The organism is Hydrogenophaga pseudoflava (genome assembly GCF_031020795.1).
Taxonomy (GTDB): Bacteria; Pseudomonadota; Gammaproteobacteria; order Burkholderiales; family Burkholderiaceae_C; genus Hydrogenophaga; species Hydrogenophaga pseudoflava_A.
In genome coordinates this window covers 513275-533901 of record NZ_JAVHJP010000003.1, presented here as the reverse complement: position 1 = coordinate 533901, position 20627 = coordinate 513275, and the positions used below count along the sequence as shown (strand labels likewise).

Genomic DNA, 20627 nt, shown 5'->3' with positions numbered 1-20627 from the left:
CCATGAGCGCGCATGTGTTTGACCAGGCCATTGCGCTGACCGCCACCGGTGAGGGCCAGTACACAGGCGCCACCTCGCCTTCCTACGCCAACATGGTCGGCCCGTTCGGCGGCATCACGGCCGCGACGGCGCTCAACGCGGTGATGCGGCACCCGGCGCTGCTGGGCGAGCCGCTGTCGCTGACGGTGAATTTCTGCGCGGCGCTGGCCGACGGGCCGTTCGCCGTGTCGGCGCAGCCGGTGCGCACCAACCGTTCGACCCAGCACTGGGTGGTGGGCATCACGCAGACCGGCGCGGGCGGCAAGGACGAGACCGTGGTCACCGCCTCGGTGGTCACGGCCGCGCGTCGCAGCACCTGGAGCGTGGACGACGAGCCCATGCCCGCCGTGCGCGGGCCCGACGAGGTCAAGCCCTACACCGTGCCCTCGCCGGTGGAGTGGATCAAACGCTACGAGATGCGGCCCATCGAAGGCGCGATTCCGCGCACCTGGGACGGCAGCGGCAGCGACAGCCGCTCGCGCCTGTGGATGCGCGACGCCGTGCCGCGCCCGCTGGACCTGTGCGGACTGGCCGCGCTGGCCGACGTGTTCTTCCCGCGCATCTGGCTGCGCCGCGCGACCCCTGTGCCCGCGGGAACGGTGTCAATGACGGTGTACTTCCACGCCGGCTCGGCGCAGCTGGCCGAGGTCGGCCATGGCTGGGTGCTGGGACAGGCGAGGGCCCAGGCTTTCCGCAATGGCTTCTTCGACCAGACCGCGCTGCTCTGGAGCGAGGCGGGACACCTGCTGTGCTCCAGCCACCAGGTCGTCTACTACAAGGAGTAGCGACGATTCGGCGCCGGGCCGCCCCAAGCCGAATCAGCCCCCTCGGGGGGCAGAGACCCGCGCAGCGGCGGAGCGTGGGGGTGTGGCCTTTCAGGGGCGACCAAGGAACAGGTAGAGACCGGTGTAGCCCTTGGGTGCGCTCACCACGCTCAGGTACAGCGGCCCCACGCCCGTGTCCGCACCGATGAACAGGCTGGAGCCGTAGCGCAGACCGTGGATGCTGATGTCGCGGCGACTGCCCCAGGCGTTGCCGGCCTCCAGCGAGCCGCCCGCGAACAGGGCGCGCGCCACACCCACGCTCCAGGGCAGGCGCTGGTAGTAGGTCAGGCGACCGAACAGCAGGTAGTTGCCCGCGACCTGACCCACGCGGTAGCCCGAGAGCTGCTGGAAACCGCCGAGCGAGAACTCGTCGATGGCGCCCACCGGTACGCGCGTGGCGCGGGCGAAGCGGGCGCCGATGTTCAGCGTGTGCACGCCCCATGAGTGCGCCGTGCTGCCGTTCATCTCCAGCCGGTTGAACGAGGCGTCGTCACCTCCTGAGACGATGCGCCGGCGGCCCGCGGCCAGCTCGCTCTGGAAGCGATAGCCCGACGAAGGGAAGTTGGCGAAGTCCAGCTGGTCCGAGATCAGCGCGGCGCGCACGCCGACGTCGCGCCACTTCTGCGTGGCGATGACTTCGCTCTCGTCAACCTCGCGCGAGACCAGCTCGGGCGTCGCCTTGTGCAGGCCCAGCTGAACGCCCAGGCGCAGGTCGCCGTAGCGGCCGAGCAGGCCGATCGGCCAGCCGTAGTCGGCGCCCAGCTTCAGGCCCTGTCGCGTGCCGGTGCCCAGCGCCTGGCCGTCGGTGCCGTACACCTCCAGCCGCCGCAGGCTGGCGTCCACATAGCCCGCCACGAAGCTGTCGTTGGCCCGGCCCAGCGGCTGGTAGAGCTCCGAGAGGGCCGCCAGCGAGGCGCCGATCTGCAGCCGGTTGCGCCACTCGGCACCGCTGTCGTTGAACCAGTGGCGGTTGTGGCCGATCAGCAGGTTGAAGTCGCCGCGGCCGTCGAAGTCGGTGCGCAGATCCATGCCCAGCCGCAGGTAGTTGGGGCCCCAGTCGTTCTCGCGCAGGCCGATCACCAGCGTCTCGTCGGTGTTGTCGCGCACCCGTTCCAGCCGGTAGTCGACGCGGTCGTAGTCGCCCGTGGCCGAGAGCTTCTGCAGGTCGGCCTCGATCTGCGGCACGTTGACCCGCTGCCCGGGGGTGGTGTCCAGCGCCAGCGCCAGCGGCTCAACGCGGCGCTCGGGCACGCCCTCGAAGCGCACCGCCTTGATCTGGCCCATGCGTTCGGCGTAGGCCTGGGCATTCATGCCGCGGCTGGCCTGCCACTGTGCGTAGCCGGCCGCGTCGGCCGAAAACCGCCGGAGCGCCTCGGACACGCTGCGCGCGTGGTCCAGGCCGATCTTCACCAGCTCCGGGGCCCGCTCGAAGTCGGCCGAAGTCAGCTTGCCCAGCGAGGGCTGGATCAGCAGGTCGGCAGGCGTGAGCGTGGCGATGCTGGCCTGCACGTTCTGCTCGGTCAGGATGTTGACCATCTGCGTGGTGATGCCCAGCAGGCTGCCCAGGGTCTCGCGCCCGGCCAGCGGCGTGCCGATGTTGACCGCGATGATCACGTCCGCGCCCATGCGGCGCGCCACGTCCACCGGCAGGTTGTTCACCAGCCCGCCGTCGCCCAGAATCTGCCCTTCCAGATCCAGCGGCGCGAACACGCCCGGCACCGACATGCTGGCGCGCATGGCCGCGGCCAGGTCGCCGTGGTCCAGCACCACCGCCTTGCCGGTCTCCATGTCGGTCGCCACGGCGCGGAACGGCGTGGGCAGGCCGTCGAAGGTGGCCAGCAGACGGGTCGAGAGCGTGTAGCGGCGCAGCAGCAGCTCCAGCGAACGCGTCGACACCGCGCCGGTGGGCAGGCGGAACTCGCCATCGCGAAAACCGATCTCCAGCACCGGCGAGAGCTCGAAGTCCTCCTCCTTGCGGCGCTGCGAGAGCAGCTGGCGGGGCGCGCGGCGCTCGAAGACGTCGCCCCAGTCCACCTTGAGCAGCTCGCGCTCCAGATCGTCGGCACTCATGCCGGCGGCGTAGAGGCCGCCGATGATCGCGCCCATCGAGGTGCCGACGATCATGTCCACCGGCACCTTCATTTCTTCGAGCACCTTGAGCACGCCCACGTGCGTGAGCCCCCGGGCGCCACCGCCCGATAGCACCAGGGCGACCCTGGGCTTCTGCATGGAAGCACCGGGTGCGGCCGGCGCCGGGGCCTGCGCGTTCGCTGCAGTGGCCGACAGCAGCCACAGCGCGGCCAGCAGGGCGCGCAGCCAGGAGAAGGGGGGCGGGTGGTGCATCGAAGGGCTCTCGGGCAGCGGGATGCGGCCGAGTGTAGAAGCGTGCTGCCGGCTTGTCGCCGATTGGGCAGGCCACCCCACGCCGGGCGGCGCTTTCGTGTTAACTTGCGCCGACTTTTTGCCACCCCAGAGCGAGCTCCACACCATGTCCGACATCCTCGTCCACACCGAAGCCGGCATCACCACGCTGACCTTCAACCGCCCCGACAAGAAGAACTCGATCACCGCCGCCATGTACGGCGCGCTGGCCGACGCGGTCGCTGCCGCAGCCGCCGACCCGGCCGTGCGCGTGTTGGTGTTCCAGGGCCACGAGACCACCTTCAGCGCCGGCAACGACATCGGCGACTTCCTGAACAACCCGCCCGCGACCGAAGACTCGCCGGTGTTCCGCTTCCTGCGCGGCATCGCGCAGTTTCCCAAGCCGCTGTTGGCAGCGGTTTGCGGCCCGGCCGTGGGCATCGGCACCACGCTGCTGTTCCACTGCGACCTGGTCTACGCGGGCGACAACGCCGCCTTCTCCATGCCTTTCGTGAACCTGGGCCTGTGTCCCGAGGCCGCGTCGAGCCTTCTGGTGCCGCAGATGCTGGGCTACCACCGCGCGGCCGAGGCGCTGCTGCTGGGCGAGCCCTTCATGGCCGAGGCCGCGCTGGAAGTGGGTCTGGTCAACCGCGTGCTGCCACCCAGCGAAGTGACCGGCTATGCGCAGTCGGTGGCGCGCAAGCTCGCGGCCAAGCCGCTGGCCTCGCTGGTCGAGACCAAGCGGCTCATGAAGAAGGGCAACGCCGCGCTGGTGATGGCGACCATGGCCGAAGAGGGCGCGAGCTTCGGCCGCATGCTCGGCGAGCCGGCCGCCAGGGAAGCCTTTGGCGCCTTCATGGAACGCCGCAAGCCGGACTTCTCGAAGCTCTGATCAGGCGATTCGCCGCTGGGCCGCGCCAAGGTGAATCAGCCCCCCTGGGGGGCAGCGACACGCGCAGCGGTGGAGCGTGGGGGCCTCAGTTCAGACGCGCCACCCAGTAGGTGGCGCCTTCGGGTCCGTAGCGCTCGGCGTGCGGCTCACCGTGCTCCAGCTCGAACAGCTCACCCGGCACCAGGTGCCGGGTCTCGCCGCCCGCGGTGAGCCACATCTCGCCCTGGACCACCAGCGCCTTCACGGCGAAAGGGTGTGTGTGTTCTTCCAGCGTCGTGTCCGGTGCCCACACCCGCTCCAGCACCTCGTCAAAGCCCTCGGCCAGGGCCACACTTTTGAAGGTTTCGAAGGTATTGGGCATGGTGGTCTCCTGGCTGCGCGGGGCTTCATTGCAGCATGGTGCTGTCGGCATGGCGCGTGTAGGGGTTTGCCGCGGGCCGCTCCTGTGTAGCATGCGCGGTTCAGCGTTCCGACCTCCGAAAGGCCCGCCATGTCCTACATGCTCCTGATCCACGAACCCGTCGGCCAGCGCGCCACCCGCACCGAAGCCGAGGGCCGCGCCGCCTACGCCGCCATGGTCGCGTTCGGCGAACGTCTGGCGGCCCAGGGCCGGCTCAAGGCCGTGGAGTCGCTGGCGGGGCTGGACGGGGCGGTGCGCGTGAGCCACGCCCACGGCCGGGCGCAGACCCTGGACGGGCCTTTTGCAGAGGCCAAGGAAATGATCGGTGGTTTCTTCCTGTTGCAGAACGTGACCCGCGAGCAGGCCATCGCACTGGCCCACGAATGTCCCGCCGCCCAGTGGTGCACGGTGGAGGTGCGGGCACTGGCCCCCTGTTTCGACGAGAGTCTGGCCTGATCCGGGTTTTCCCGTAGATCGGGCCTGTCGAAATCGCGCAGGCTGCTTCGTCGTGGTGTTGTAGCCACCAAGGAGTCCTGCCATGACCACCCTGCATTTCGACATCCACATCGCCGCGCCGCGCGAACGCGTCTGGCGCACCATGCTGTACACGCCCACCTACGAGCGCTGGACCGCTGTCTTCTGCGAAGGCTCGCGCTACGAAGGCAGCTGGGAGGCCGGCACCACCATCCGCTTCTGTGCGCCCAACGGCGACGGCATGGTCGCCGAGATCGCCGAGCACCGGCCGGCCGAGTTTGTCTCCATCCACCACCTGGGCATGATCCAAAACGGGGTGGAAGACACCACCAGCGAGGCGGCGCGCGCCTTGACACCCTGCTTCGAGAACTACACCTTCACCGACGACGCCGGCGGTACGCACCTGCGGGTCGATGTCGACGTGTTCGGCACCTACGAGGACTGGATGAACCAGACCTGGCCCAAGGCGCTGCAGGCGCTCAAGGAACTCTGTGAAACCCCCCGCTGAGGAGACTCCCATGACCACCACCACCGTGCCCATGTGCGCCGTCGTGCACTTCGAGATGCCCTACAGGGACCACGAGCGCGCCGCGCGCTTCTACGCCGCCGCCTTCGGCTGGACCCACCAGTTCCTCGGCCCCCAGATGGGCGACTACCTGCTGGTCAACACCGCGCCCGCAGGCGCCCGCCCGCCCATGCCGCCCGAGGCCGCGCTGGGCTCGATCAACGGCGGGCTGTTCCCCTTCAAGGCCGACTGGCCGATGCAGCATCCCTCGGTGGTGATCGGCGTGCCCGACATCGGCGCCGCCATGCAGCGCGTGCGCGACGCGGGCGGCGAGGTGATCGGCGAGCCGATGGCCATTCCTGGCGTGGGCGAGTACGTGGTCTTCCGCGACACCGAAGGCAACCACAACAGCATGCTTCAGCCGAACATGGAGCCGCCTGCCTGCAAAACATGATCACCCCCGCCGTGCTGCGCACGACCCCTCAAGGGGGCAACACCTGCGGCCCGGCAAAGCCAGTTCCGCGGTGTTCCCGAAACTGAAAACCGGAGGACCTTTCTCATGCGATTCATGATCATTGTCAAAAGCTGCCCGGAGTTCGAGGCCGAGCTCATGCCCGAGGCGCCCGAAGAACTCATGGCCGAGATGGCCGCCTACCACGAGGAGCTGGCACGCGCGGGCGTGCTGCTGGACGGCAGCGGTCTGCACCCCAGCCGCACCGGCTGGCGCATCCACTACGACGAGGCCGGCGGGCGGCGTGTGGTGGATGGCCCGTTCGCCGAAGCGAAAGAGCTGATTGCTGGCTACACCCTGATCCAGGTGCGCTCGCGCGAAGAGGCCATGGAGTGGAGCCGGCGCTTTCCCAACCCGGCCGGCCAAGGCAAGGCCGCGGTGATCGAGCTGCGCCAGCTGATCGAGCTCGACGAATTCCCGCCCAGCGCCGCGCTGGACCAGATGAAAGCCATCGACGGCATCGCCCAGGCCTGAAGGAGAACCCCATGTTTCGCCAGATGTTTGTCAACCTGCCCATCCAGGACATGGCCCGTTCGCAGGCCTTCTTCAAGGCCCTGGGCCTCACGTTCAACCCGCGCTTCACCAACGAGCAGGGGGCCTGCCTGGAGATCGGCGAGAACTTCTACGCCATGCTGCTGATCAAGCCCTTCTTCCAGGGCTTTGTCCAGAAGCCGATCTGCGACGCCCACCAGAGCACCGAAGTCATCCTGGCCCTGTCGGTCGACAGCCGTGCCGAGGTGGAGGAGGTGGTGCGCAAGGCCGTGGCCGCCGGGGCGACCCGCATTCCGGAGCCCAAGGACTATGGCTTCATGTTCCAGGACGGTTTCGCCGACCTCGACGGCCACCAGTGGGAGGTGTTCTGGATGGACGAATCGGCCGCGCCCGCGCAGATGTGACGGTCCGGGTGTAGAAACGGCGCGTGCACTCCTCGGTCCATGACACCATCGCCACCGTCTGGCGCCTCGAATCCGCCCGCATCGTGGCGGCGCTGGCGCGGCGCGTGCGCGATGTGGGCGTGGCCGAGGAACTGGCGCAGGACGCCCTGGTGGCCGCGCTGGAGCGCTGGCCGCAGGACGGACTGCCCGACCGGCCCGCGGCCTGGCTGATGACCACGGCGCTGAACCGCGCGCTCGATCACCTGCGCCACCGGCAGATGGCCGAGGCCCGGCACGGCGACATCGCCAGCGACCTCGAAGCGATGGAGGCCCACGTGGTGCCCGATTTCAGCGACGGCCTCGACCGCCAGCGCGAAGAGGCCGTGCTGGGCGACGACCTGCTGCGCCTGATCTTCACCGCCTGCCACCCGGTGCTGCCGCCGGAGTCGCGCGTGGCGCTCACGCTCAAGCTGCTGGGGGGCCTGACCACCGGCGAGATCGCCCGCGCCTACCTGGTGCCCGAGGCCACGCTGGCCCAGCGCCTGGTGCGCGCCAAGCGCACGCTGGCCGAGGCCCAGGTGCCGTTCGAGCTGCCGCCGCCCGAGCAGCTGGGCGAGCGCCTGGGCTCGGTGCTCCAAGTGGTGTACCTGGTCTTCAACGAGGGCTACACCGCCACCAGCGGCAGCGACTGGATGCGGCCCGCCCTGTGCGACGAGGCCCTGCGCCTGGGCCGCATGCTGGCCGAACTCGCGCCGCAGGAGGCCGAGGTGCACGGCCTGCTGGCGCTGATGGAAATCCAGGCCTCGCGCACCGCGGCGCGCACCGACCGCGACGGCCAGCCCGTGCTGCTGGCCGACCAGGACCGACGGCGCTGGGACCGTCTGCTGATCCGCCGCGGCCTGGCCGCACTCGACCGCGCGCAGACCCTCGGCCAGCCCGTCGGCCGCTACCGCCTGCAGGCGCAGATCGCGGCCTGCCACGCGCGCGCGGCGCGCGCCGACGACACCGACTGGAAACAGATCGCGGCGCTGTATGCGGAGCTCATGCGCACCGCGCCCTCTCCGGTGGTGGAACTCAACCGCGCGGTGGCGGTGGGCATGGCCGAAGGGCCGGCCGCGGGCCTGACCATCGTCGAGTCGCTGCTGCAGGACAAAGCGCTCGCACGCTACCACTGGCTGCCCGCCGTGCAGGGCGATCTGCTGGGCAAGCTCGGACGGGGTGAGGAGGCGAGGGCCGCGTTCCTCCGGGCCGCAGAGGCGGCTGGCAACGAGCGCGAACAGGCGCTGCTGCGCGCGCGCGCCGAAACCTACCGGTAGCCGATCAGCCGGCCTGCGGTGATCACCCCCAGCCAGAGCAGCAGCGACAGCGCACCGTGCACGCGCCAGCCCCGGCAGGTTGCCGCGCCGGGTGCGGCGCCCAGGCGCCGCCACTCCGGATCGAACCGCAGCCACAGTGCGTTGAGCACCGCCGCGCCCAGCAGCGCCAGCTTGATGCCGAACAGCGGCTCAACCACGTAGTCCAGCGGGCGCGTGGCGAAGAGCAGCGCGCCGCTGGCCAGCGCCAGCAGCAGCCCGGCGACGGACACGGGCACCAGGGTGCTGACCAGCGGCGCCAGCGGCACCGCCCGGAACACCCCGAGCAGCCGCAGGTCCAGCGGGACGATGGCGCCGAACAGCAGCGCGATGCCCACCACATGGCCGGTGTTCACCAGCGGGTAGAGCCAGACCGAGGCACGCAGCAGCTCCGACAGGCCGCTGGCCTGCAGTGCGGCGGCCAGCGACTCCAGCGGCATCAGTTGCGGTCGGGGTAGAGGTCGTAGGTCTTGCCGTCGATCACCAGGCGCTCGGCCTTGAAGACCTTCTTTTTCGGGTCGCTGTGTTTGTGGCCCGACACGGTGAGCTTCACGCCCTTGGCCAGCATCGCGTCCTTGAGTCCGGCCCGCTCGTTGCGCCAGGGCTGGCCGACCTCGACGATCCAGTTCGCCCCATCCACCGCCAGCGTCAGCTCGCCATGCGGGTTGCCCAGCTTGGCCGCGACGATGGTGCCCGTGAGTTCGGAGTTCACGTCTTCCGCCCAGACCCAGCCGTGGTGGGCGGCGGCGGGCAGGGACACCAACACCGCGAACGCTGCTGCGGCCAGCAGCCGAAAGACATGTGCTAAGAACGGTGTGGGAGTCGGGGTCATGAAGGGTCTCACAGGGAAGGAACGGGAGCCATCGGAAGTCGGCAGTGTGCGTCCCTCTCTTGGCCTGCGCAATGCTTTACCCTGTGCGGGCTGGGCAGTTTGCGGCGCCAGAAACGAGTGCGTATGGGGGCTCCGTATTGGCCTATGTCGTTGCCTGACCGAAAATCTGGGATCGCGTGAGGGGCCTTCGCGCCATTTGTAGGGAGACCGGCTTGGATTTTTATGTCATGGCGAAGTCGTACAACATGTACGGCGCTCACACCGCGCTGGCGCCCATTGCCCACTTTCTGATGATGGGTGCTGACGAGTTTGGCGGCGCGGTCAGGGAGTTGATCGTGACGCTCCATTTTCGGAACGTGGGTTCACCCCAAAAAAACCTGCAAACGCTGCTGCAGCAGCACGACAGCTACCGATCAACCCTTCCGAAGATCAACTACCGAAGAGCGAAGGGCCGGGTCGAGATTGAAGTGGCCAGCGAACTGGAGGAGGACCGGGGAGGGAAAACTTCTGATCGTCTGTCTCTGCCCGTGTTTGAGAGGGGTGTGGACGAGGTCTGTCGCGCACTGTCGTTGATGAGAAGTCGAATCAAGCCTGCTGATGATTTTGATCTCGATGCGTTTTTCGCTCATTGCGAAGCTGCGCGGCTCCGCATCCCAACCACCGATGCCGATCTCCAACGTCTTGCAGCAGCGTTGAGTGCAGCAGAAGAAGCCAAACGCGAAGCCATGTCTTCCTGGGAAAGGCTGTTCATTAACTGGGAGGATTTCCATCCGAAGGCGCGCAAGATCCTGGACGACCCATTCTTCTGGGACGTTGCTGATTCATTCGCCCCCAACGGAAGCGACACCGGCGCCGATCTGTTGAGTGCGTATCGACAATGGCTCGAAGCAGGTCGAGAAGTTGATCCGCTGCACTTCTTCAAGCAGCTCTGCGTGAGGTGGGGTTACGCGGGTATCGAGTCCATGGACAACGAGTTGCGCTACGACGCAACCGTTGGTTTGGCTTTTGCCGATCTCAAACTGCGGGGTGTGTGTGATGAGAGGGTGCTGACGCTGGCCATTGAATCCATTCGACTGCAACGCGTCCAGGCAGAGGCCTCTGCCAGTTGGCCGCATCGTGCCGAGCGACTCGAAGCACTCAGGAAGATCGAAAACAAGCTCAGACAATGCCGATGACCAGGTCGTGCCCGCTGCCCGCAAGGGGGGCGACATGAACTAGCCCCGTCATACCCACGTCACACCCCCTTCCGATGATCCGCCGGTCGGGCGCCTGTTGAAGGCGCACCGCTGCACCACCGATCATTCGTTCATCCCACCGGAGGGAATCCCCATGTCGTTCTTGCCCCGTGTCCTGGGTCTGGCCTTGCTCGGCCTGACCGCTTCCATGGCGCTGGCCCAGTCGCCTGCCGCCGCCCATCGCCACGCCTCGCATGGCGGCGCCGGGCGCCCGAGCCATGTGCAACTCGGCCCGCGGCCTTTCTTCCTGGTCGACGACATGGCCGACGGTCCGCTCAAGCGCGATCTGCAGCGCTGCGCCCAGCGAGGCGACTTCACGCCGCGCGACTTCTCCATCGGGCACCGCGGCGCCGCCATGCAGTTCCCCGAGCACACGGTGGAGTCGTACACGGCCGCCGCGCGCATGGGTGCCGGCATCGTGGAATGCGACGTCACCTTCACCAAGGACAAGGAACTAGTCTGCCGCCATGCGCAGAACGACCTGCACACGACCACCAACATCCTGGTCACGCCGCTGGCCGCCAAGTGCACCCAGCCCTTCGTGCCGGCCGTGCTCGACGCCGAGGGCAAGGTGGTGACGCCGGCCAAGGCCGAATGCCGCACCAGCGACATCACGCTGGCCGAGTTCAAGACACTGCGCGGCAAGATGGACGCCTTCAACCCCGCGGCGCGCACGCCCGAGCAGTACCTGGGTGGCACGGCCAACTGGCGCACCGACCTGTATTCGGGCCCCACCAGCGGCACGCTGATGACCCACGCCGAATCGATCGAGCTGTTCAAGCGGCTGGGCGTGAAGATGACGCCCGAACTCAAGAGCCCGAGCGTGGCCATGCCGTTCGACGGCTTCACCCAGCAGGCCTACGCGCAGAAGATGATCGACGAGTACAAGGCCGCGAAGGTGGCGCCGCGCGACGTGTTCCCGCAGTCCTTCGACATCGGCGACGTGCTGTACTGGGTGAACAACGAGGCCGCGTTCGGCAGGCAGGCGGTGTACCTGGACGACGCCAATTCGGTGGCCGATCTGCCCGACCTCAGGACCCTGTCGGGCTACAAGTCACAGGGCATCCACTTCTGGGCGCCTCCGACCTTCGCGCTGCTGGCGGCCGAGGGCGGGAAGATCGTGCCCTCGCAGGCCGCCAGGGACGCGAAGGCCGCCGGCCTCGGCCTGATCACCTGGACGCTGGAGCGCTCGGGCATCCTGGCCGACGGCAGCAACGGCTGGTACTACCAGACCTTCGACAGCGCGGTGAAGAACGAGGGCGACATGCTGCAGGCGCTGCACGTGCTGGCCAAGGACGTGGGCGTGGTCGGCGTGTTCTCCGACTGGCCCGCCACCACCACCTTCTACGCCAACTGCATGGGCCTGCGCTGACCGGCTGTACCGGCTGTCTGCCAGGTGACTGGTGTTCGGGAAACTGGTCTTGTGGGGGCTCGTGCTTTGGGGGACGATGGCCTGAGAAGCGACCTGTCAGACCGCCGATCCCAGGAGACACCGATGAACGCCAGAGCCACCTTCAGACGCATGGAAGAAAGCACCCGTGAAGACTGGGCCTGCATCCTTCCCGAGGCCATGGCGATGGCCAAAACCCTGCCCGACCGGGTGCTCGACCACCTGAAGCTGCTGGACGGTGACCACGGCGGTTTTCCGGTCGACCGGCTGACGCACAGCCTGCAGACCGCAACCCTCGCGCTGCGGGACGGGCGCGACGAGGAGTACGTGGTGTGCGCGCTGCTGCACGACATCGGCGATACGTTGGGTTCGTTCAACCATCCGGACCCGGCCAACGAAACCCTGCCGCTGAGCCACTTCGAGCCCATGCTGCGGCGGTTGATGGCCGTGCCGAAGAATTCGGTCTACAAGGCGGCGCTGCCGGTGGAGAAGGCGGGCGCCTGAGCGGCGCCACCTCAGGGCACGAAAGTCAGGAACAGGAAGGCTGCGAACACCACCAGGTGGATGGCCCCCTGCATCAGGTTGGTACGGCCCGTGCCCAGGGTGATCGCGCCGACGATGAAGGTCAGCGCCAGCAGGGCCATGTCCTTGGGTGTCACGCCCAGGGTCAGCGGCAGTTCCAGCCAGACCGCCGCCAGCACCACCACCGGGATGGTCAGACCGATGGAGGCCAGTGCCGACCCGATGGCCAGGTTCATGCTGGTCTGCAGGCGGTCGGCCCGGGCGGCGCGGATGGCGGCCCAGGTTTCGGGCGCGAGCACGATGATGGCGATCAACGTGCCGACGACGGCCGTCGGCGCGCGCCATGCCTGGACCAGGGCCTCCAGCGAAGGAGAGAGCAGTTTGGCCAGACCGACCACGCTGACCAGCGCCACCAGCAGCAGGGCAAAGCTGGCCAGCGCCGCGCGAGCGTCCGGCGGCGGTGCGTGCACCGACTCGTCCTCCGCACCCACCGCGGGCAGGAAGTAGTCGCGGTGGCGCACGGTCTGGATGAACACGAACACCAGCCACAGCACCAGCGACCCGGCCGCCACGAACAGCAGTTGCGAGGCGGTGTAGCTGGCGCCGGGCGCGCTGGTGGTCAGCGAGGGCATGACCATCACCAGCGTCGACATCACCACCAGCGCGGCCAGGCCCGAGCCCGTGCCCTCGATGCGGAACAGCTGTTCGCGGTGCTGCAGGCCACCCAGCAGCAGGCAGATGCCGACCACGCCGTTGCAGATGATCATGACCGCGGAGTAGATGGTGTCGCGCGGCACGGTGGCGGCGTTGGCGCCGCCGGCCAGCATCATCGAGAGCACCAGGGCCACCTCGATCACGGTGACGGCCAGCGCCAGCACCAGGGTACCGAAGGGTTCACCCACCTTGTGGGCAATCACCTCGGCGTGGTGCACGGCGCTGACGACCGCCACCACCAGGGCGGACACGCTGGCCAGCAGCAGCACGGCGCCCATGGGCAGGGCGAGGCCGGCGCCCAGCACGGCGGCGGCCAACAGGGGGAAGAGCACAAATCGGTCCATCGACCGATTGTGCGGGGCTCAGCGGTAGCGTGCGACCGTGAGGCCTTCCATGCCGATCTCGGGCGTGCGGCCGGCGATCAGGTCGGCCATCACGCGGCCGGTGCCGGTGGCCATGGTCCAGCCCAGCGTGCCGTGGCCGGTGGACAGCAGCAGGTTGTCGTACTGGCAGCCGCCGACGATGGGCGTGCCGTCCGGTGTCATCGGGCGCAGGCCGGTCCAGAACTCGGCCTTGGCCACGTCGCCGCCCTTGGGGAACAGGTCGGTGACGACAAACTCCAGCGTCTTGCGCCGGCTCTCGTTGAGTTCCAGATCAAAGCCCGAGAGCTGCGCCGTGCCGCCGACCCGGATGCGGTCGCCCAGGCGCGTGACGGCGACTTTGTGGGTCTCGTCCATGATGGTCGACTCGGGAGCCTTGGCCGCGTTGGTGATGGGCACGGTGATCGAGAAGCCCTTGACCGGGTAAACCGGGATGTCGATGCCCAATGGCGCGAGCATCGCGGTGGAATAGCTGCCCAGTGCCAGCACGTAGCGGTCGGCGGTCTTGAGGCCTTCGCTGGTGCGCACGCCGGTGATCTTGTTGCCCTTGCTCTCCAGTGCGTCAATGCTCACGCCGAAGCGGAATGTCACGCCCAGCGCCTTGGCCTTTTCCGCCAGCGCGTTGGTGAACTTGAAGCAGTCGCCGGTCTCGTCGCCGGGCAGGCGCAGCGCGCCGACGAACTTCTCCTGCACGTCGGCCAGCGCGGGCTCGTACTGCAGGTAGCCGGCGCGGTCGAGCACCTGGTAGGGCACGCCGTACTCCTTGAGGATCTCGATGTCCTTGCCGGTGCCGTCGAGCTGCTTCTGGGTGCGAAACAGCTGAAGCGTGCCTTGCTCGCGGTGGTCGTACTGGATACCGATGTCGTCGCGCAACTCCTTGAGGCAGTCGCGGCTGTATTCGGCCAGCCGCACCATGCGGCCCTTGTTGACCTGGTAGCGCGCCTCGGTGCAGTTGCGCAGCATCTGCAGGCCCCAGCGCCACATGGCCGGGTCGAGCATGGGCTTGATGACCAGTGGGCTGTGGTGCATCAGCAGCCACTTGATCGCCTTGACCGGCACGCCCGGGCCGGCCCAGGGCGCGGAATAGCCGGGCGAGACCTCGCCGGCGTTGGCGTAGCTGGTTTCCAGCGCCGGGCCGGGCTGGCGCTCGATCACCTCGACCTCGTGGCCGTCGCGCGCCAGGTAGTACGCGATGGTGGTGCCGATGACACCGCTGCCCAGAACCAGAACCTTCATTGTTTTTCTCCGACGGGGCCTGCGGCGCGATGGCGACGCTTGTGGCCCGATGCGGCGGTTTGCAAGCGTCGTGCCATGGCGCCGGGCACCGCAAGTACCTGATTTGAAAAGAAAAGTGACCGGCATGCCGCCGGTGTGTATTGATCTCGATACGTTGATTGGTCAAGTCTGGATTGAAATCGATACAATGGATCGAAATCGGTACAAATCATGCGCATCGACGTCCACTTCACCGACCGCGTCGGCATCGCCCAGGAAATCCTCGCCGCGCTTGCCAGCCGCGCGCTCAACGTGTCGGCGGTCGAGGTCGATCCGCCGCACATCTACATCGAAGCGCCCGCGCTCGGCGCCGACGACCTGGCCGCGCTGCGCGAGCCGCTGCTGCGGGTGGCGGGCGTGCTCTCGGTGGCGGAGCTGGAGATGCTGCCCGGCGCCCGGCGGCGGCTGTATCTGGACGCGCTCATGACCTCGCTCACCGACCCCGTGCTGGCGGTCGACGGTCGCGGGGTGGTGGTGCTGGCGAACGCGGCCGCGGTGGCGGTGTGCGGCATGCCCGAGGCCGAGCTGGCCGGCCGCTCGTTGCGCGAACTGACGGGCGACGCGGCGCTGGTGGACGCGCTGGTGGCGCAGGGTGCGCGCCTGCCGGTAAGCGAGGTGCAGGTCGGTGGGCAGCGTTTCCTCATGGAAACCGTGGCGCTGCACGACGCGGGCGGCAGCGTGGCCGGCGCGGTGCTCACGCTGCACGCGCCGCAGCGCCTGGGCGAGCGCATCAGCGCGCTGCAGAACCACGGCGCCGGGGGCTTCGAGGCCATCCTCGGCCAGTCGCCCGCGATCCGAGCGCTCAAGCAACGCGCCATGCGCATGGCCCAGGTCGACGCGCCGCTGCTGATCCGCGGCGAGACCGGCACCGGCAAGGAGCTGGTGGCGCAGGCCTGCCACGCCGGCAGTCCTCGCCGCGACCAGCCCTTCTTCGCGCTCAACTGCGCGGCTCTGCCCGAGAGCCTGGCCGAGAGCGAGCTGTTCGGCTACGCCAGCGGCGCCTTCACAGGTGCGCTGCGCGGTGGCCGGCCCGGCCTGCTGGAACTGACCGACGGCGGCACCCTGTTCCTCGACGAGGTGGGCGAGATGTCGCCCTACCTGCAGGCCAAGCTGCTGCGCTTCCTCAACGACGGGAGTTTCCGCCGCGTCGGCGGGGAGCGCGACCTCAGGGTCAATGTGCGCATCATCAGCGCGACCCACCGCGCGCTGGAGGACATGGTCGCCAGCGGCGCGTTCCGCCAGGACCTGTTGTTCCGGCTCGACGTGCTGCAGCTGAACCTGCCGCCGCTGCGCGAGCGCACCGAGGACATCCTGCCGCTGGCCCAGGTGTTCCTCGAACGCGCCTGCGCGCAGATCGGCCGACCCAGGGCGCGGCTCAGCCGTGCCGCCGGCGAGGCCCTGCTGGCCAGCCCCTGGCACGGCAACGTGCGGCAGCTGCAGAACGTGGTGTTTCGTGCGGTCACGCTCAGCGATGCGGCAGTGATCGATGTGGCGGCATTGGAGCTGGCAGGGGCCGATGTGCGCGCGGCCCTGCCGGCTTCTGTGCGGGAGGAGATCACGACACTGGACGCGGCGGTGGCCGGCTTCGAGCGCGAGCTGCTGCAGCGCCTGCTGCCCGATTACCCCAGCACCCGCAAGCTGGCCGAGCGCCTGGGCACCTCGCACTCGGCCATCGCCGCGCGCCTGCGACGCTACGGACTCAAAGCCGCCTGACGGGCAAAAAAAAGCCCCGGCGGTCAGCCAGGGCAAGCGAGGAGTACTCGTGGAACAACAATCGGTCAGGCGCCTTGCTGGATGCCCGCGAGGATCCAGCCGCCGTTGCCCTGGCGCGGCTTGGTCAGGTGCCAGATCTCGTCGACCGGGCCGGTCACACCGTCTTCGCGCAGTTCGCCGGTAAAGCGCACGCTGACGACATACAGGGCGCCGTCTTCGGCCACTTCCAGCACCTGGGCGTTCAGGCTCAGCACGTCGGTGTGCTGGGTGGCGCCGTTGCGGTCGCGGATGTCCATCTGCAGCTCGGCGAACATCTCTGGCGAGGTGAACTGGCGGATGTCGTCCAGGTTGCCGGTGTCGTTGGCCGCCTGCAGGCGGATGTAGTTGACCTTGGCGTTGCGTTCGAAGGCGGCCACGTCGAAGTCGGCCGGAATGCGCGGCTGAGCGCCTTGCAGGTTGGCGCCGATCATCGAGCCGCCGGCCGCTGCGCCACCGGTCTGGGCCGGACTGGCAGGCATGCGGAAGGCGTTGTTCGGCGCACCGGCGCCGGCACCCGCACCGGCGTAGGCCATGCCACCGTTCTGCGACGCGGCGCGGCGGGCCATGAAGAAGCGGAACGCGGCGAACGCGATCATCACCAGCAGGGCGATCATCAGCATGTTGGCGAACCCTTCACCGAAGCCCAGGTGAGAGGCCAGTGCGGCCAGGCCCAGGCCCGCGGCCAGACCGGCGACCGGACCCAGCCAGTTGCGCTTGGGGGCCGCAGCCGCGGCACCGGCGCCCGCAGCGGCGCCAGCCGCCGGAGCGGCATTCGGCGTGACGTCCGGGGTCTTGGCGGGGGGCGTGGCCTGACGCTGCATGCCCAGCGACTTGCCGCCGCCGATGCGCTTGGCTTCGGCGTCCATGTGAGCGGTGCCCAGGCCCAGTGTCAGCACGACGGCCAACAGGGACAACAGTTTTTTCATGAGGGTCTCCTTCGTGGATGAATGGAACGTGACGCGCGATGTTAGAAGGATCGTGACTTCCGAAAAATCAGTAAATAGCTAAACATCCATCAGTTTTTAAGAGCTTATTGAGGGCGGCGCCATATTTTCACAAAGCATATGCTTGCTAAAAATAAGGTGCTCTGCTAGGGTGTGGCCTCATGAATGCAATCACCCTTCCGCCCGACGCGGTCAAGCGCGCCCGTGGGCGCCCCCGCAAGACCGCCGACGAGCGCGACGATGGCAATCGCCGCCAGGACCTGCTGCGCGCTGCGGCCCGCCTGTTCCGCCAGCAGGGCTTTGCGGCCACCAGCACCCGCGACATCGCCGCTGCGGCCGGCATGCGCTCGGGCTCGCCGTTCTATCACTTCGAGAACAAGGAGGCGCTGCTTGCGGCCGTGATGCTCGAAGGCATGCAGCGCGCCAGCGGGCGCCAGGCCGGCGCCATGCACGCCGCGGCCAGCCATGGCCAGGCGCTGAGCGCGCGCGACTGCCTGCGGGTGCTGGTGCGCAACCACCTGGAGGTGCTGCTGGGCGCCGAGAGCGACTTCATCCCCGTGATGCTCTACGAGTGGCGTTCGCTGTCGGACGTGCAGCGCCAGGCGGTCAACGAATTGCGGCGCGAGTACGAGGCGGTCTGGGTGCCGGTGCTGCAGGCGCTGCACGACAGCGGTGAGCTGCAGGGCGACCCGAGCCTGGCGCGGCTGATGATCTTCGGTGCGCTGAACTGGGCGGTGCAGTGGTTCGAACCGGGACGGCGCTCGTCGCTCGACGACCTGACGGAGGCGGCGTTGCAACTTTTCCTGAAGGAGCCCGCATGAAGGACTCGTACCGGTCGGCGTTCCGCGACGGCCTGTTCGCGGGCCGTGTGGTGATGGTCACCGGCGGCGGCTCGGGCATCGGCCGCTGCACCGCGCACGAGCTGGCGCGGCTGGGGGCCATGGTGGTGCTGGTGGGGCGCAACCCCGAGAAGCTGCAGGCCACGGCCATCGAGATCGCCGACGACGGCGGACGCGCCAGCTTCCACGTCTGCGACATCCGCAACGAAGCCGGTGTGCAGGCCATGGTGGCCGACGCGGTGCAGGCGCACGGCCGCATCGACGGCCTGGTCAACAACGCGGGCGGCCAGTACATCACGCCGCTGGAAAAAATCAGCGCCAAGGGCTGGCAGGCGGTGATCGACACCAACCTCACCGGCGGCTTCCTGGTGGCACGCGAGTGTTATCTGCAGAGCATGGCGGCGCACGGGGGCGCGGTGGTCAACATCGTGGCCGACATGTGGGGTTCCATGCCGGGCATGGGCCACAGCGGCGCGGCGCGCATGGGCATGGTGAGCTTCACCGAGACCGCCGCGATGGAGTGGGCAAAAAGCGGTGTGCGCGTGAACGCGGTGGCGCCGGGCTACATCGCCTCCAGCGGCATGGACCACTACCCGCCCGAAGCCGGGCCGATGCTGCGCGAGATGCGCAGCACCGTGCCGCTGGGCCGCTTCGGCAACGAGGCCGAAACCTCGGCCACCATCGTCTTCCTGCTCTCGCCGGCGGCCAGCTTCATCAGCGGCACGGTGCTGCGCGTGGACGGCGCGCGGCCCCAGGTGCGCATGGGCTGGGGCCAGGTCGCGGCGCCCGAAGATGTGCAGCAGCGCGACGCCGTCAAACCCTTCGATGGCTTCCACCGCGCGGTCGTGCCCAAGGTGTTCCAGTCATGAGCTTCGCGTCCAGTTTCAACCCACACAGCGAACAGGTTGCGCAACGGCGCGACGCGATGCGGGCGCGCATCGCCCAGCTGCGGGCGCTGGAGGAACGCGCCGCTGCCGCATCGGCCCAGTCGGCGCCCGTGTTCCACAAGCGCGGGCAGCTGCTGCCACGTGAGCGCGTGGGCCTGTTGCTGGACCCCGGCGCGCCATACCTGCCGCTGTGTTCGCTGGCCGGCTTTCTGCAGGACACCAGAGACCCGGAGAAGTCCGTGCCCGGCGGCGGCATGCTGGCCGGCATCGGCTTCATTGGCGGAGTGCGCTGCATGGTGGTGGCCAGCGACTCGGGCATCGAGGCCGGTGCCATCCAGCCGCGGGGTCTGGAGAAGATTCTGCGTGTGCAGGAGATTGCACTGGAGAACCGGCTGCCCTTCGTGCACCTGGTGGAGAGCGCGGGCGCCAACCTGATGAAGTACCAGGTCGAGGGCTTCGTGCTCGGCGGCGGCCTGTTCCGCAACCTGGCTCGGCTCTCGGCCGCCGGCCTGCCGGTCATCACCGTGCAGCACGGTTCCGGAACGGCCGGTGGCGCCTACATGCCCGGGCTGAGCGACATCGTGATCATGGTACGGGGCCGATCACGCGCCTTCCTGGCCGGTCCGCCGCTGCTCAAGGCCGCGACCGGCGAGATCGCGACCGAGGAAGAACTGGGTGGCGCCGAAATGCACACAGGCATTTCGGGCCTGGGCGAACACCTGGCCGAGGATGACCGCGAGGCGCTGGGCCTGGCGCGCGACATCGTGGCGCGCACCGGCTGGCAGGCGCCGGCCCGGCCGGCAGCGCCCGCGCCGCGCTTCGATGCGGAAGACCTGCTCTCGCTGATGCCCGCACACCACCGAGAGCCGGTCGACATGCGCGAGATCATGGCCCGCCTCACCGACGCCTCCGGGATCCTCGAGTTCAAGGCCCTCCACGGTGCCGCCACGGTCTGCGCCCAGGCCCACATCGGTGGCCACGCAGTGGGGCTCATCAGCAACAACGGCCCCATCGACGTGGCCGGCGCCAACAAGGCCACGCACTTCATCCAGTGGATGTGCCAGCTCGGTCACCCGCTCATCTACCTGCAGAACACCACCGGCTACATGGTCGGCAAGGACAGCGAGCAGGCCGGGATGATCAAACACGGCAGCAAGATGATCCAGGCGGTGACCAATGCCACCGTGCCGCAGATCACCATCCAGTGCGGCGCCAGCTTCGGCGCCGGCAACTACGGCATGTGCGGGCGCGGCTACGCGCCGCGCTTCCTGTTCAGCTGGCCCGGCGCGCGCACGGCGGTCATGGGCGGCGAGCAGGCTGCGAAGACCATGCAGATCGTGGCCGAGGCGGGCATGGCGCGCAAAGGCATTGCCACCGACACGCCCGAGGTGCAGGCGCAGATGACGGCGCAGTACGACGCCATCGTGCAGAAGTTCGAGTCGCAGGCCGACGCCTTCTACACGAGCGGCCTGGTGCTGGACGACGGTGTGATCGACCCGCGCGACACGCGCGCGGTGCTCAGCTTCTGCCTCGACACGGTGGCCGAGGCGGCGCAGCGGCAGACCCGGCGGATGCAGTTCGGCGTCGCGCGCATGTGACCAGCATCCAGAACAACCCGACAGGA

At 68.6% G+C, this 20627-nt stretch carries 22 protein-coding genes; 15 read left to right on the top strand and 7 right to left on the bottom strand.

All coding sequences use genetic code 11. The annotated features are described in order from the left end of the window. Window positions 1-2: 2 nt before the first annotated feature. Window positions 3-824 carry an acyl-CoA thioesterase gene (locus RCO38_RS12135; RefSeq protein WP_308328571.1) on the top strand — a complete coding sequence of 274 codons (822 nt, stop codon included), beginning with the start codon at window positions 3-5 and terminating at the stop codon, window positions 822-824. 90 nt (window positions 825-914) lie between these two features. On the opposite strand, the gene RCO38_RS12130 is transcribed toward RCO38_RS12135, so the two are convergent. Beyond that, window positions 915-3206, bottom strand: a complete 2292-nt coding sequence (locus RCO38_RS12130; RefSeq protein ID WP_308328570.1) for a patatin-like phospholipase family protein — start codon at window positions 3204-3206, stop codon at window positions 915-917. A 145-nt stretch (window positions 3207-3351) separates the two neighbouring features. Between RCO38_RS12130 and RCO38_RS12125 the strand changes: the two genes are divergently transcribed. Then, window positions 3352-4116, top strand: coding sequence for an enoyl-CoA hydratase (locus RCO38_RS12125; protein ID WP_308328569.1), 765 nt, complete (start codon window positions 3352-3354; stop codon window positions 4114-4116). Between the two features lie 85 nt (window positions 4117-4201). Here the strand turns inward: RCO38_RS12125 and RCO38_RS12120 are convergent, their stop codons facing one another. Beyond that, window positions 4202-4477 (bottom strand): AraC family ligand binding domain-containing protein, encoded by a 276-nt coding sequence (locus tag RCO38_RS12120; protein WP_308328568.1) that lies wholly within the window; start codon window positions 4475-4477, stop codon window positions 4202-4204. A 129-nt stretch (window positions 4478-4606) separates the two neighbouring features. On the opposite strand from RCO38_RS12120, the gene RCO38_RS12115 reads away from it, so the two are divergent. From RCO38_RS12115 to RCO38_RS12090, 6 genes are all read left to right on the top strand, one after another. Next, entirely contained in the window at window positions 4607-4972 is a 366-nt protein-coding gene (locus tag RCO38_RS12115; protein WP_308328567.1) for a YciI family protein, read from the top strand. 82 nt (window positions 4973-5054) lie between these two features. Next, the gene (locus RCO38_RS12110) at window positions 5055-5498 is read left to right on the top strand and encodes an SRPBCC family protein (protein WP_308328565.1); all 444 of its coding nucleotides are present in this window, start codon (window positions 5055-5057) and stop codon (window positions 5496-5498) included. Between the two features lie 10 nt (window positions 5499-5508). Next, window positions 5509-5949: a VOC family protein gene (locus RCO38_RS12105; RefSeq protein ID WP_308328564.1), complete on the top strand. Its 441-nt coding sequence runs from the start codon at window positions 5509-5511 to the stop codon at window positions 5947-5949. A 105-nt stretch (window positions 5950-6054) separates the two neighbouring features. After that, window positions 6055-6480 carry a YciI family protein gene (locus RCO38_RS12100; protein WP_308328563.1) on the top strand — a complete coding sequence of 142 codons (426 nt, stop codon included), beginning with the start codon at window positions 6055-6057 and terminating at the stop codon, window positions 6478-6480. Window positions 6481-6491: 11 nt separating this feature from the next. Further along, entirely contained in the window at window positions 6492-6902 is a 411-nt protein-coding gene (locus RCO38_RS12095; RefSeq protein ID WP_308328562.1) for a VOC family protein, read from the top strand. A 23-nt stretch (window positions 6903-6925) separates the two neighbouring features. Next, window positions 6926-8197, top strand: coding sequence for an RNA polymerase sigma factor (locus RCO38_RS12090; protein ID WP_308328561.1), 1272 nt, complete (start codon window positions 6926-6928; stop codon window positions 8195-8197). On the opposite strand, the gene RCO38_RS12085 is transcribed toward RCO38_RS12090, so the two are convergent. Further along, a complete protein-coding gene (locus tag RCO38_RS12085; RefSeq protein ID WP_308328560.1) occupies window positions 8188-8673 on the bottom strand; it encodes a hypothetical protein in 486 nt (161 codons plus the stop codon). The two genes, RCO38_RS12090 and RCO38_RS12085, sit on opposite strands and share 10 nt — an antisense overlap. Beyond that, a complete protein-coding gene (locus RCO38_RS12080; RefSeq protein WP_308328559.1) occupies window positions 8673-9065 on the bottom strand; it encodes a DUF6152 family protein in 393 nt (130 codons plus the stop codon). Before RCO38_RS12080 ends, RCO38_RS12085 begins: the two co-directional genes overlap by 1 nt. A 212-nt stretch (window positions 9066-9277) precedes the next feature. Here RCO38_RS12080 and RCO38_RS12075 point away from each other — a divergent pair, with 212 nt between their 5' ends. The 3 genes from RCO38_RS12075 to RCO38_RS12065 all read left to right on the top strand — a co-directional run bounded on the left by RCO38_RS12075 (window position 9278) and on the right by RCO38_RS12065 (window position 12194). Continuing rightward, a complete protein-coding gene (locus RCO38_RS12075) occupies window positions 9278-10240 on the top strand; it encodes a hypothetical protein (protein ID WP_308328558.1) in 963 nt (320 codons plus the stop codon). A 154-nt stretch (window positions 10241-10394) separates the two neighbouring features. Next, window positions 10395-11672, top strand: a complete 1278-nt coding sequence (locus RCO38_RS12070) for a glycerophosphodiester phosphodiesterase family protein (protein WP_308328557.1) — start codon at window positions 10395-10397, stop codon at window positions 11670-11672. 123 nt (window positions 11673-11795) lie between these two features. Beyond that, complete coding sequence (locus tag RCO38_RS12065; protein ID WP_308328556.1) at window positions 11796-12194, top strand: HD domain-containing protein; 399 nt, start codon at window positions 11796-11798, stop codon at window positions 12192-12194. An 11-nt stretch (window positions 12195-12205) separates the two neighbouring features. On the opposite strand, the gene RCO38_RS12060 is transcribed toward RCO38_RS12065, so the two are convergent. Further along, window positions 12206-13270 carry a calcium:proton antiporter gene (locus RCO38_RS12060; protein WP_308328555.1) on the bottom strand — a complete coding sequence of 355 codons (1065 nt, stop codon included), beginning with the start codon at window positions 13268-13270 and terminating at the stop codon, window positions 12206-12208. Window positions 13271-13288: 18 nt separating this feature from the next. Beyond that, window positions 13289-14542 carry a D-amino acid dehydrogenase gene (locus tag RCO38_RS12055; protein ID WP_308328554.1) on the bottom strand — a complete coding sequence of 418 codons (1254 nt, stop codon included), beginning with the start codon at window positions 14540-14542 and terminating at the stop codon, window positions 13289-13291. Window positions 14543-14752: 210 nt separating this feature from the next. Between RCO38_RS12055 and RCO38_RS12050 the strand changes: the two genes are divergently transcribed. Continuing rightward, complete coding sequence (locus tag RCO38_RS12050) at window positions 14753-16294, top strand: sigma 54-interacting transcriptional regulator (RefSeq protein WP_308328553.1); 1542 nt, start codon at window positions 14753-14755, stop codon at window positions 16292-16294. Between the two features lie 65 nt (window positions 16295-16359). On the opposite strand, the gene RCO38_RS12045 is transcribed toward RCO38_RS12050, so the two are convergent. Beyond that, window positions 16360-17259, bottom strand: a complete 900-nt coding sequence (locus RCO38_RS12045) for a Tim44 domain-containing protein (RefSeq protein WP_308328552.1) — start codon at window positions 17257-17259, stop codon at window positions 16360-16362. A gap of 179 nt (window positions 17260-17438) precedes the next feature. On the opposite strand from RCO38_RS12045, the gene RCO38_RS12040 reads away from it, so the two are divergent. Genes RCO38_RS12040 through RCO38_RS12030 form a run of 3 tightly spaced genes read left to right on the top strand, consistent with a single transcriptional unit; the run spans window position 17439 to window position 20601 of the window. Continuing rightward, the gene (locus tag RCO38_RS12040; RefSeq protein ID WP_308328551.1) at window positions 17439-18098 is read left to right on the top strand and encodes a TetR/AcrR family transcriptional regulator; all 660 of its coding nucleotides are present in this window, start codon (window positions 17439-17441) and stop codon (window positions 18096-18098) included. Continuing rightward, a complete protein-coding gene (locus tag RCO38_RS12035) occupies window positions 18095-18985 on the top strand; it encodes an SDR family oxidoreductase (RefSeq protein ID WP_308328550.1) in 891 nt (296 codons plus the stop codon). The genes RCO38_RS12040 and RCO38_RS12035 overlap by 4 nt, the downstream gene beginning before the upstream one ends. After that, window positions 18982-20601 carry an acyl-CoA carboxylase subunit beta gene (locus tag RCO38_RS12030; protein WP_308328549.1) on the top strand — a complete coding sequence of 540 codons (1620 nt, stop codon included), beginning with the start codon at window positions 18982-18984 and terminating at the stop codon, window positions 20599-20601. Before RCO38_RS12035 ends, RCO38_RS12030 begins: the two co-directional genes overlap by 4 nt. Window positions 20602-20627 lie beyond the last annotated feature (26 nt).